11 protein-coding genes are annotated in these 12,028 nt (G+C 74.5%); 5 read left to right on the plus strand and 6 right to left on the minus strand.

The window, feature by feature from the left end:
* Positions 1-16: 16 nt before the first annotated feature.
* Together ACN261_RS06365 and ACN261_RS06370 are read left to right on the plus strand one after the other, a co-directional pair.
* Positions 17-688 carry a hypothetical protein gene (locus tag ACN261_RS06365; RefSeq protein WP_425848895.1) on the plus strand — a complete coding sequence of 224 codons (672 nt, stop codon included), beginning with the start codon at positions 17-19 and terminating at the stop codon, positions 686-688.
* 112 nt (positions 689-800) lie between these two features.
* Positions 801-3,107 (plus strand): AAA family ATPase, encoded by a 2,307-nt coding sequence (locus ACN261_RS06370; protein WP_421484393.1) that lies wholly within the window; start codon positions 801-803, stop codon positions 3,105-3,107.
* 292 nt (positions 3,108-3,399) lie between these two features.
* Here the strand turns inward: ACN261_RS06370 and ACN261_RS06375 are convergent, their stop codons facing one another.
* The 5 genes from ACN261_RS06375 to ACN261_RS06395 all read right to left on the minus strand — a co-directional run bounded on the left by ACN261_RS06375 (position 3,400) and on the right by ACN261_RS06395 (position 7,597).
* Positions 3,400-3,912, minus strand: a complete 513-nt coding sequence (locus ACN261_RS06375; RefSeq protein WP_421484394.1) for a GNAT family N-acetyltransferase — start codon at positions 3,910-3,912, stop codon at positions 3,400-3,402.
* A gap of 133 nt (positions 3,913-4,045) precedes the next feature.
* Entirely contained in the window at positions 4,046-4,483 is a 438-nt protein-coding gene (locus ACN261_RS06380; RefSeq protein ID WP_425853565.1) for a DUF3263 domain-containing protein, read from the minus strand.
* Between the two features lie 189 nt (positions 4,484-4,672).
* Positions 4,673-5,686, minus strand: coding sequence for an ABC transporter permease subunit (locus ACN261_RS06385; RefSeq protein WP_425848898.1), 1,014 nt, complete (start codon positions 5,684-5,686; stop codon positions 4,673-4,675).
* Positions 5,683-6,693: an ABC transporter ATP-binding protein gene (locus ACN261_RS06390; RefSeq protein ID WP_421484396.1), complete on the minus strand. Its 1,011-nt coding sequence runs from the start codon at positions 6,691-6,693 to the stop codon at positions 5,683-5,685. Before ACN261_RS06390 ends, ACN261_RS06385 begins: the two co-directional genes overlap by 4 nt.
* Positions 6,694-6,811: 118 nt before the next feature.
* On the minus strand, positions 6,812-7,597 hold the full coding sequence (locus ACN261_RS06395; RefSeq protein WP_421484397.1) for a DeoR/GlpR family DNA-binding transcription regulator: 786 nt from the start codon (positions 7,595-7,597) through the stop codon (positions 6,812-6,814).
* A gap of 196 nt (positions 7,598-7,793) precedes the next feature.
* Between ACN261_RS06395 and ACN261_RS06400 the strand changes: the two genes are divergently transcribed.
* From ACN261_RS06400 to nagA, 3 genes are read left to right on the plus strand one after another with little or no spacing between them, the layout of a single operon-like run.
* Positions 7,794-8,723, plus strand: coding sequence for an SIS domain-containing protein (locus tag ACN261_RS06400; RefSeq protein ID WP_425848901.1), 930 nt, complete (start codon positions 7,794-7,796; stop codon positions 8,721-8,723).
* Positions 8,720-9,658 (plus strand): ROK family protein, encoded by a 939-nt coding sequence (locus tag ACN261_RS06405; RefSeq protein WP_421484399.1) that lies wholly within the window; start codon positions 8,720-8,722, stop codon positions 9,656-9,658. The genes ACN261_RS06400 and ACN261_RS06405 overlap by 4 nt, the downstream gene beginning before the upstream one ends.
* Positions 9,655-10,764 carry an N-acetylglucosamine-6-phosphate deacetylase gene (gene nagA, locus ACN261_RS06410; RefSeq protein WP_425848903.1) on the plus strand — a complete coding sequence of 370 codons (1,110 nt, stop codon included), beginning with the start codon at positions 9,655-9,657 and terminating at the stop codon, positions 10,762-10,764. The genes ACN261_RS06405 and nagA overlap by 4 nt, the downstream gene beginning before the upstream one ends.
* A gap of 27 nt (positions 10,765-10,791) precedes the next feature.
* On the opposite strand, the gene ACN261_RS06415 is transcribed toward nagA, so the two are convergent.
* Entirely contained in the window at positions 10,792-12,000 is a 1,209-nt protein-coding gene (locus ACN261_RS06415; RefSeq protein WP_421484401.1) for a DUF4032 domain-containing protein, read from the minus strand.
* Positions 12,001-12,028: the final 28 nt, after the last annotated feature.

Genomic DNA, 12,028 nt, shown 5'->3' on the forward strand with positions numbered 1-12,028 from the left:
CGGAGAGGGGGACGTGATGAGGGGTGGTCTGGACGAGACACTCGCCCGGTTGGCCCGCCGTGAGGAGGCCCGTCGCCGCCGGTCGGTCGATCCGGAGAGCGACGACGGCGGACCGACCTTGGCCTTCGGGACCACCGGCCACCCGGCCACCGCCCCGGCCCACCCCGGGCCGGCAGCGACGCAACCGGCACGCCCGGGATCGGCCGCCACCGGGCCGGCACGCCCCGGGCCGGGACCCGGCACGCCGGCGGCCGGCGAACTGGCCCGGACCGGGCCCGGGTGGGCCGGGCCGGTCCCCGCCCCCGGCGGCGACCCGGTGGAGGAGGTGGCCGAGGCCGTCCGCCGGGTGGTGGCCGCCCACCCCGGCCTGACCGTGGTGCTGCGCGTCGAGTACGCCGGACGTACGTTCCCGCTGCGGATCGAGCAGGCGCAGCCCGCGGCCCGCAACGAGCGGCCGGGCGTCGGGGCACGCACCGAGCGACCGGAGAACGGGGCACGCAACGAGCGGTCCGACGGCGGGGCGCGGGCGGGTGGCGACCCGTCGGCCACCCCGCCGCCGGCCTGGCCGCTGGCCGACCGGACGCCACCGGCGTGGACCCCGGCCCGGGAGATGCCGGGTGTCGATCCGGCGGCCCGGCTCGCCGAGTTGATCCGGCGGGACCCGACGCTGCTCGACAACGACACCTGACGGTACGACCGGGCGCGGCACCCCGCGTCCGGGCCCGACCGGCCGGCTGGCCTGGGCGGTCGTACCGGATGACCGCCGGGCGTCGGCGGCGGCGGGCGGCTACTGTCGGGCGATGCCCGCACCGGATCTGACCCTGACCGCCAGCCTGCGCCCGGCCGCGCTGGATGCCCGACGTGGCATCGTCCGGCTACACCCGGAGGTGCTCACCGCCCTGGCCCTGCGCCCGGGGGACCCGGTACGGCTGGCCGGCAGGCGGGTCACCGCCGGGATCGTCGCGCCCGCCGAGCCGACCGCCAGCGCCGCCCTGCTCTATGCCGACGACCTGACGCTGGGCAACCTCGGGCTGCGCGACGGCGGGCAGGTGACGGTCGGTCCCGCCCCGGTGACCCCGGCCCGCCGGGTGACCCTGGCCGGCCCGGTGTCGGTGCTCGCCGCGGTGTCCCCGGAGATGCTCCGGCTCGCCCTGCTCGGCAAGGTCGTCAGCGAGGGCGACAACGTCTCGCTGCTCCCCCAGGACGTGCTCCCCGACGCCTCGGTACGCGGTCTGGTCGAGGCCGCCCGCCGCAGCCTCGCCAACACCGTCGGGTACGCCTGGACGAGCACCCTGCTGACCGTGGTCGCCGCCGACCCGCAGACCGGTGGCCTGGTCACCATGGACACCGTGGTCGGTTGGGAACACGGTCAGGTCACCCACGGTTCGTCCGGCCCGGCCGGCCCCGGGCAGGGCTCGACCGGCCGTACCGGGACGGCTCCGGCCGGCAGCGCGACGGACCCGACCGGTCGGGCCGGTCCGACCGGGGAGGCCGGCGGGGTCGGCGGGACCGGGGAGGCCGGCGGGGTCGGGCACGACGACGACGTGCCGCACGTGGACGAGCTGCCCGGTCTGCGGGCGCAGGCCGAGGAGCTGACCGAACTGTTGGACCTCGGCTTCCACCACCGCGAGGTGCTGGGGCGGCTGGGTACCACGGTCTCGCTCGGTGTGCTGCTCAGCGGGCCGGCCGGCTCGGGCAAGTCGGCGCTGGTGCGGGCGGTGGCCAAGACGGTCGGTGCCCGGGTACGCCCGCTGTGGGCGCCGGAACTCGCCGCGTTGACCAACGACGCGGCGGCCCGACGGCTGCGCGACACCGTCGCCGAGCTGGCCTCGGGCGGGCCGGCCGTGCTGCTGGTCACCGACGTGGAGGCGTTGGCCCCGGCCGAGGACGCCGGGCCGCTGGCCACCGTGTTCCGGCAGGTGCTCGCCGGGGCCGTCCGGTCGGGTACGGCGGTGGTGTGCACCACCGCGCGGCCGGAGTCGGTCGATCCGGGGTTGCGTGCGCCGGATCTGCTGTCGCTGCGGATCTCGGTGCCGCTGCCCGATCCGGCGTTGCGTCGGGAACAGTTGACCGTGCTGACCCGGCAGGTGCCGCTGGCCGAGGACGTCCGGCTCGACGAGGTGGCGGGGCGCACCCCCGGGTTCGTCGCCGCCGACCTGGCTGCGCTGGTCCGGGAGGCCGGGGTGCGGGCGGCGCTGCGGCAGAAGACGGCGCAGACGCCGACGGTGGCGATGGCCGACTTCACCGCGGCGCTGGAGGTGGTCCGGCCGACCACCATGGCGGCGTCCACGCTGGAGCTGGCGACGGTCACCCTGGACGACGTCGGCGGTCTCGGCGAGGTGAAGCAGACCCTCACCGAGTCGGTGCTCTGGCCGCTGACCTACCCGGACACCTTCGCCCGGCTGGGGGTGCAGCCGCCCCGGGGGGTGCTGCTCTACGGGCCACCCGGGTGCGGCAAGACCTACCTGGTGACCGCCCTGGCCGGCACCGGACGGGCGAACGTGCTGTCGGTGAAGGGTGCCGAGCTGCTGTCCAAGTGGGTCGGTGAGAGCGAGCGGGCCGTGCGGGAGCTGTTCCGCCGGGCCCGCGAGGCCGCGCCGACGCTGGTCTTCCTCGACGAGATGGACGCGCTGGCCCCGGTACGCGGGCAGGCCACCGACGGCGGTACGACCGACCGGGTGGTGGCCGCCCTGCTGACCGAGCTGGACGGGGTGGAGGCGCTGCGCAACGTCGTGGTGATCGGGGCGACCAACCGGCCGGACCTGGTCGACCCGGCCCTGCTGCGTCCCGGCCGGCTGGAGCGGCTGGTGTACGTGCCGCCGCCGGACGGCCCGGCCCGCGCGGAGATCCTGCGGGCCGCGTCCCGCGCCGTGCCGCTCGCCGAGGACGTCGACCTGGCGGCGCTCGGTGCCGAGTTGACCGGCTTCTCGGCGGCGGACTGTGCGGCGCTGGTGCGGGAGGCGGCGCTGGCCGCGATGCGGGAGTCGCTGTCGGCCGCCACGGTCACCGCCGCACACGTCGCCACCGCCCGGGACCGGGTGCGCCCCTCCCTGGACCCCGGGCAGGTCGCCTGGCTGGCCGCCTACGCCGACAAGCACGCGGGCTGAGCCTGCTGGTGCGGCCGTGCCTGACGGGCGGCTCCAGCCGTGCCGGGCGGGCGGGTCCAGCCGTGCCGGGCGGGCGGGTCCGGCCGTGCCTGACGGGCGGCTCCGGCTGGGCGTGTCGTCGGGGAGGGTGGATGTGCCGGTGAGCGATATACCTGAGCGGCATAAATATGACAGGTAGTCATATCACTCGCTGCGGGCATCTCGACCGTCGGCGACACGCCGATCCGCACGGCGGCAGGCGAGGGGGTCAGCCGTCGGCGACACGCCGCCCGCGCGGCGGCAGGCGAGAGGGTCAGCCGTCGGCGGGGGGCGTCGCGTCGAGCGAGATCTCCGCGTACACCTTGTGGTCGTCTTCGCGGAGCTTGGCGCCGCAGTTGCGCAGCACCGCGACGGCCCCCAGGTTGTCCGGGGTGGTGTCGGCGACGACGGAGTGCATGCCGGCCGCCGCCGCGGCGTTGAGCAGTTGCCGCAGGGCCGCCGCGCCGAGGCCCTGGCCCCGGGCCGACCGGCCGAGCCACATCCCGGTTTCCACCACTCCCGGGGCGTCGCAGCGGGTCATCCGGATCATGCCGACCACCTCGCCGCCGGCATACACGGCGAACATCACGGTGCGGGTCGGGCCGTCCAGCCCGGCGAAGCTTGCCCGGTGGAAGTCACGGAACGCCTCCCGGCGGGCGAGCGACCAGCCGGCGGGGGCGTCGACCGGGGGCATGACGTCAACCGGCTCCGCCTCGGCCGCCGCTACGGAGAGCAACGATTCCAGGTTCGCCTCGTCCACCGGCTCCAGCCGTACCGTACCTGCCACGTGCCGCAGTCTGCCGCCCGTACCGGCCGTCGTCCACCCCTTTGGCCGCTGACTGGCGGTCCGGTCGGAGGTCTCGGCCGGTCGTCCCACCTGAGCTGGGAACCTCACGCTCCGCTGTCGGTGTGGGCAGGGCTCAGCGGCGGCGGTTGCGGGCGCGGGAGGCGCGCAGCCGGCGTAGCCGGCCGATCAGCAGCGGCTCGGCGACCAGCGCGGCCGGGCGGTCCAGCAGGGCGTTGAGCACCTGGTAGTAGCGGGTCGCGGACAGCCCGAAAGTGTCCCGGATGGCCTGTTCCTTGGCCCCGGCGTGTCGCCACCACTGCTGTTCGAAGGCGAGGATCGACCGCTCCCGCTCGGTCAGCTCGTCGCCGCCGGCCGTCGCCCGCGCACCGGCCGACCCGGATCGGGGCGACGGCACGTCGGCGTCCGGGGTCGGTCGGGATGCGGGCACGTCGCCCTGCGGTGCCGGGCGGGGCGACGGCACCGGCGACGGCGCGGACCGGGCGTCGGCGGGCGCTGCGGGCAGACCGGGCGGCAGGGCGTCGGCGGGCGGTGGGGGGTCGGCGGGGGGCACGGGCGGCATGGCGTCGGTGGGCGGCGGCACGGCGCTCCTCGGCAGGGTGGACGACCGGGCGTACCGGCCGGGGAAACCCAGCTTAACCAGGGTGGGCGACGCTTCCGGACGACGGACGGGCCCGGCTCGACACGTGGTCGACCCGGGCCCGTCACGATCGGGTGCCGCCCGAACCGGGCGGCACCCGGATCAGGTGATGTCCCGCCGGCGCATCAGCCAGAACGCGGCGACCATCACCACGGCGGTGCCGATGCCGAACACCAGCGCCGAGTCCTGCCAGGTCACCACCATCTCCTTGGGCGTGCACTCGCCCTGGACGAACTCGCAGGAGCGGTAGTCGACGAGCGCCCACTGCTTCTGGAACCAGGCCAGCGCATAGGTGGACAGCACCCACCGGTCACCGAACCGGACCCCGGCGATCGTCATGGCGATCCGGATGCCGATCTCGCTGATCACCCCCACCCCGACGGCCACGCCGAGCGCCATCGCGGTGTGCCGGCCCAGCGAAGCCAACCCGAAGGCCACCGCACCGGCGGCGAGAATGATCGCCAGCGCCCGCAGGCCGCTGATCCCGGCGGACTGCCACACCCCGGAGGTGACCTTCTCGGTGGTCCCCCGGTAGCTGGCGATCAGCCAGAAGGCCAGGGTCCACAGCGCACCGAGCACCACCGTCACCCCGGTCAGCGTGGTGAGCACGGCGGCCAGCTTGGTGCCGAGCACGGTGAGCCGTTTCGGCCGCCACAGCAGCAGGTTCATCATCCCGCCGGTGCTCCACTCGGCGCCCACGAAGGAGGCGCCGATCAGGAAGCCGAACAACGCCACCGCCCCGGCGAAGACGGCGATGAAGATCTCGAACTCCGCCCGGAAGTCGAACTGGTAGGGCAGGTTCCACTTCGGGTCGAACATCTCGGCGGTGGGCTTCCAGTCCCGGCCGCAGTTGGGGCCGTACCGCTCCTCGGTCTGCTCGCCGCGCGCCTTGGCCGCGTCGCACTCGGCGATCGACCGCTCCCACTCCCGGACGGCGTCCCGGAAGTTCGCGTCCGACTCCGCCTGCGCCTGGGCGATCACGGCCGGCGAGAGTTTGTGGCTGGAGAAGGTGAAGGCGGTGACGATGCCGGCCAGGCCGAGGACGAGCAGGACCAGCATGACCCGGGTGAGCCGGCGCTTGGCCAGCCGACGCAGTTCGGTGACGTACAGGCTCATGCGCCCCACCCTCCCGTGGTGCCGGCGGTGTGGCCGGGCTCGCCGATCGTGGCGGACTGGTCGACCTGGCGGTGCTGACCGGGGACCGGAGCGGTGGCGGTGATCTCCAGGAAGACGCTCTCCAGGTCCACCGAGACCGGGGCCAGTTCGCTGACGTACAGGTGTTGTTCGGCGAGCAGCCGGCTGACCGTGGCCGGCTTGTCCACGCCGGCCAGCATCAGGTGGTCCGGGTGGCGGGTGACCGCGACGCCGGCCCGGCCGAGCAGTTCGGCGGCGGCGGCGAGGTCCTCGGCGGCGTCCAGCCGCACCCGTACGCCGCCGTGCGAGTGCTGGGCCAGCACCTGCTCCACCGGACCGGCGGCGACCCGGCGACCCAGCGAGATGATGGTGACCTCGTCGCAGATGAGCTGGATCTCGCCGAGGATGTGGCTGGAGAGCACCACGGTCATCCCGGATTCGGCGAGGGTGCGCATCAGGGTGCGCATCTCCCGGATGCCGCCCGGGTCGAGACCGTTGGCCGGCTCGTCGAGGATCAGCAGTTTAGGGTTCTTGAGCAGGGCGGAGGCGACGGCGAGCCGCTGCTTCATGCCGAGCGAGTACGTCTTGACCCGCTCGCCGGCGCGGTCGCGCAGTCCGACCAGTTCGAGCACCTCGTCGACCCGGACGGCGGGGACGTCGCCGGCCCCGGCCAGCAGGGACAGGGTGTCCCGGGCGGAGAAGTGCGGGAAGAACTGCGGGCTCTCCACGATCGCGCCGACCTGACCGGCGACGGTGGGCAGGGCGCCTGGCACCTCGTGGCCGAGGATGGCCATCCGCCCGCCGTCGGGCTGGATCAGCCCGAGCAGGGTACGCAGGGTGGTGGTCTTGCCCGACCCGTTGGGGCCGAGGAAGCCGTGCACCTGACCGGCCTCCACCCGCATGTCGAAGCCGTCCAGCGCGTTGCGGACCCCGCGCCGGCGACTCTTGTACGTCTTACGTAGACCTTCGATCTCCAGGACAGCCGACAAGCTGCGCCTCCCCCGATGGTGGCTGATGACAGCGGTCACCATACTCGGTATACCCGCCAGGGCAATACCCGGTATGCATCAGCGCCCGATTACTACCGACGGTGTACCAACGGGTCACTCAGGCGCAGATGACGGCCACTCCGGCGGCACGGAACGCATCGACGAGCTCCGGGGCCGCCCCGGAGTCGGTCACCAGGGTCTCCACCCGCTCCACGGGGCAGATCCGGGCGAACGCGTGACCGCCCAGCTTGGACGAGTCCGCGATGATCACCACCCGCTTGGCCCGCGCCACCATCAGGTTGTTCATCGCCGCCTCACCCTCGTGGTGGGCGGCGGCACCCAACTGGGGATCGAGCGCGTCCACGCCCAACAGGGCGACGTCGAGGGTCACCTCACGCAGCAGCGCCCCACCCAACGGCCCGACCAGCTCGAACGACTTCGGCCGCACCACACCCCCGGCCACCACCACCTTCATCCGGGAGCGCACCAGCAGCTCGTTGGCGATGTTCAGGGCGTTGGTGACCACGGTGAGCTGGGCACCCTCGGCGCTGGTGTTCAGATCCGGCCGGACGGCCAGGGCGCGGGCCACCTCGGTGCTGGTGGTGCCGCCGTTGAGGCCGACCACGGTGCCGGGCGCGACGAGCGCGGCGGCGGCGGCCCCGATCCGCTGCTTCTCGGCCGAGTGCTTGGCCGTCTTGTAGCGCAGCGGCAGGTCGTACGAGACGCCGTTGGCGACCGCGCCGCCCCGGGTCCGGGTGATCATCTGCTGCTGGGCGAGCTGGTCGAAGTCGCGCCGGATGGTCGCCTGGGAGACGTCCAGCCGCTCGGCGGCCTCCTCGACGCTGACCCGACCACTGTCGGTGAGCATTTCGAGCAGAGCGTTCCACCTGGCGTACCGGTCCACGGGGGGCCTCCGACTCTGCACGAAGGGTGATCGAATGCGTGCACAGTAGTGCGCGAAACTCCTGGTGCGCAAAACCCCCGACTGCGCGATCCGGGGGCAGGTTGCCACGCGCACCTCGTTTCGCGCAGAATAGCGCGCGAAAGACGGTGGTAATGAGCCGTATTGCGCACCTCCCTCCCCTGTGCGAGGAGTTCCCATGGCGTACGTCGACGCGGAGATCGCCAGCCAGCCCGACTGCTGGCGGGAGGCGGCCCGACTCGTCGGCACCGTCGCCGACGCCCTTCCCCGCCCCGGCGAGCGGGTCGCCGTCGTCGGCTGCGGCACGTCGTGGTTCATGGCCATGGCGTACGCCGGGCTACGCGAACGGGCCGGCCACGGCGAGACCGACGCCTTCCAGGCCAGCGAGTTCCCCCCCGAGCGCCGCTACGACCAGCTGATCGCCGTCACCCGCTCCGGCACCACCACCGAGGTACTCGACCTGCTCGCCGCGCTGCGCGGCCGGACCCCCACCACCGTCCTGGTCGGCGACCCCGGTTCGCCCGCCGTCACGCTGGCCGACACGGCCGTGCCGATGCCCTTCGCCGACGAGCGCTCGGTGGTGCAGACCCGGTTCGCCACCACCGCCCTGGCGCTGCTGCGCGCCCACCTCGGCGACAACGTCGAGGCACTGGCCGCCGACGCCGAGGTCGCCGTCCGCGCCCCGCTGCCGCTCGACCCGGCCCGCATCGACCAGGCCACCTTCCTCGGTCGCGGCTGGACGGTCGGGCTGGCCCAGGAGGCCGCGCTGAAGTGCCGCGAGGCGGCCACCTTCTGGGCCGAGGCGTACCCGGCGATGGACTACCGGCACGGCCCCATCTCGATCGCCGGCCCCGGCCGGCTGGTCTGGGCGTTCGGGGAGCTGCCCGAGGGTCTGCCGGAGGACGTGGCGGCCACCGGGGCGGCGTTCGTGCACAGCCGGCACCACGGCTGCCACACCGTGCTCGGCAGCTGGGCGGCCGGCCGGACCCCGGTCGACCCGATGGCCGACCTGATCCTCGCCCAACGCTTCGCGGTGGCCCTGGCGACCAGCCGGGGGCTGGACCCGGACGCGCCCCGGCACCTGACCCGTTCCGTGGTGCTGGCATGACCGACGGGCCGCCGGGCGACGACCGGGTGGTCGTCGCGTTGGACGTCGGCGGCACCGGCATGAAGTGCGCCCTGGTCCGCCCGGACGGCAGTGTGCTGCACGCCGAACGGCATCCGACCGACGCCGGACGCGGCCCGGACGCCGTGGTGGCGACCGTCCTCGCCGTCGCCGAAGGGCTGGCCGACCGGGCCCGCGCCGCCGGGTCGACCCCGGTGGCCTGTGGCGTCGCCGTGCCCGGGGTGGTCGACGAGGCAGCCGGGGTGGCGGTCTGGTCGGCCAACGTCGGCTTCCGGGACGTACCGCTGCGCACGCTGGTGGGGGCGCGGCTCGGGCTGCCGGCGGCGCTCGGCCACGACGTGCGGGTGGGCGGGATCGCCGAGGCCCGGCTCGGTGCCGGCCGGGACGCCCGGCACGTGCTCTTCGTCGCGATCGGCACCGGCATCGCCGCCGCGCACGTGGTCGCCGGGTCGGCCGCCGTCGGCGCGCACGGTGCGGCCGGCGAGATCGGCCACATCCTGGTACGCCCCGACGGCCCGCGCTGCGGCTGCGGCCGGCCCGGCTGCCTGGAGGCCGTCTCGTCCGCCTCGGCCGTGGCCCGCCGCTACGCCGAACTGGCCGGGTCGACGGCGAGCGCGGCCGACGTGGCCGGGCGCGCGGCGGCCGGTGAGGAACTGGCCGGGCGGGTGTGGCGGGAGGCCGTCGAGGCGCTCGCCGACGGGCTCGCCACCGGGCAGGCCCTCTACGACGTCGACACCATGGTCATCGGCGGCGGCCTGGCCCGGGCCGGCGGGCAACTGCTCGACCCGCTCCGCGCGGCCCTGCGGGAACGGATGACCTTCCATCGGGAGCCGCGCCTGGTCGCGGCGGCCCTCGGCGACGAGGCCGGCTGCCTCGGTGCCGCCCTGCTCGCCCTCGACAGTCTGGAGAGACGATGACCCAGCGGGTGACCGGCAAGGTGGTGACCCCGACCGGCGTGATCCGGCAGGGGTGCGTGGAGCTGGACGGCGAGCGGATCACCGCCGTCGCCGAGTACCCGGCCAAGCGCGACGGGCACTGGATCGTGCCGGGGTTCGTGGACATGCACACCCACGGCGGGGGCGGGCACACCTTCACCACCGGTGACGCCGACGCCGCCCGCGCCGCCGTCGCGTTCCACCTGCGGCACGGCACCACCACCCTGCTGGCCAGCCTGGTCAGCTCCCCGTTCGAGCTGATGCGCACGGCGACCGCCGCGTTCGCGCCGCTGGTCGGCGAGGGGGTGCTGGCCGGCATCCACTTCGAGGGGCCCTACCTGTCGGCGGCCCGGTGCGGCGCGCAGAACCCGGAGTTCCTCCGCGACCCGTCCACCGACGAGCTGGGCCGGCTCGTCGCCGAGGGCGGCGGGGCGGTCCGCATGGTCACCCTGGCCCCCGAGCGCCCCGGCGCGTTGGACGCCATCAAGCTGCTCACCTCGCACGGGGTGGTCGCCGCCGTCGGCCACACCGACGCCACCTGGGAGCAGACCCGGGCCGCCGTCTCGGCCGGGGCGAGCGTCGGCACCCACCTGTTCAACGGGATGCGCCCGCTGCACCACCGCGAACCGGGCCCGGTGGTGGCCCTGCTGGAGGCCCCGAACGTGGTCTGCGAGCTGGTCGCCGACGGGGTGCACCTGCACGACGGGATGCTCACCTTCGCCGCCACCGTGGCCGGCCCTGAGCGGATCGCCCTGGTCACCGACGCGATGGCCGCCGCCGGGATGCCCGACGGGGAGTACGAGCTGGGCGGCCAGCCGGTCACCGTGGCCGACGGGGTGGCCCGGCTGGCCCGCGACGGTGCGATCGCCGGCAGCACCCTCACCATGGACGCGGCGCTGCGGCACGCCGTCACCGCCGGCATCCCGATCACCGACGCGGTACGCATGGTCGCCACCACCCCGGCCCGCGCCATCGGCCTCGGTGACCGGGTCGGCGCGCTCCAGACGGGCCGTCGCGCGGACCTGGTGGTGCTCGACGACGAGCTGACCGTCGTCCGGGTGATGCGCGCCGGCACCTGGCTCGACTGACCCCGCTCGCACGCGGGGACGGGCGGGTCAGGCGGTGGGGACCTCGACGCCCAGGACGGCCTGCTCGTCGGGGCGGTGCACCAGCACGTCGGCCAGGTAGGACTGCACCGCCGGACCCATCCCCACGTCCCGGCCGGCCCGCTCGGAGAGCAGCCACTTGTGCTCGATGATCTGCGCGAAGACCTCCTGCGGCTCCAGCTTGTGCCGCAGGTGCGCCGGGACCGCCCGGACGACCGGCTCGAAGACCTCGGTCAGCCAGCGGTGGGCCGCCTGCTGCTCGTCGGTCAGGTCGCTCTCCACCCGGTAGGCGTCCAGGTCGTTGAGCAGCCGGCGGGCCTGGTTCTCCTCGGCGTCCAGGCCGGTGAGCCGGATCAGCCGCCGGGTGTGGTAGCCGGCGTCGACGACCTTCGGGCGGACCAGGTACCGCCCGTCGTCGACCGTCGACAGGGCCACCTCGGCCACGTCGAAGCCGAGGTCGTTGAGGCGGCGGATGCGGCGCTCGATGTCGTGCCGGGCCTCCCGCTCGACCTGCTGCTCGTAGGTGATCTCGTGCCAGAGCCGTTCGTAGCGCTGCACGACCTCCTCGCAGACCACCTCCGGGTCGATCGACTCGTGCAGCAGCCCCGCGGCCTGGAGGTCCAGCGCCTCACCGAAGATGTTGACCCGGGCGATCTCCAGGTCCTCACCGCGCTGCCCGTTGGACAGCGAACGGTGCAGCGCGCCGGTCTCGGCGTCGACCAGGTAGGCGGCGAACGCCCCGGCGTCCCGCCGGAACAGGGTGTTCGACAGCGAGCAGTCGCCCCAGAAGAAGCCGGTCAGGTGCATCCGCACCAGCAGCACCGCGAGGGCGTCGAGCAGCCGGCCCATCGTCTCCGGACGCAGCGTGCGGGAGAACAGCGCCCGGTAGGGCAGCGAGAACTGGAGGTGCCTGGTGATCAGCACCGGGTCCAGCGGGGTGCCGTCGTCGGCCTGCCGGTCGGCCACGATCGCGATCGCCTCCACCGACGGGAAGTCGATCCGTTCCAGCGCCCGCAGCAGGTCGTACTCGCGTTCGGCGACCCGTTCCCCGGTCTCCTTGACCGCGTACACGTAGTCGCCGAGGCGGACGAACCGGACGATGTGCCGGGAGATGCCCTGCGGCAGCGCCACCAGGTGCCGGGCGGGCCACTGCTCCAGCGGGGTCGACCAGGGAAGGTCGAGCAGCGCCGGGTCGACGAGGGCCGAGGTGATCCGCACGGGGACAAGTGTGCCGGGTGTCCCCCGT

Origin of the sequence: Micromonospora sp. WMMD723, assembly GCF_049863385.1 — a bacterium.
GTDB lineage: Bacteria > Actinomycetota > Actinomycetes > Mycobacteriales > Micromonosporaceae > Micromonospora > Micromonospora wenchangensis.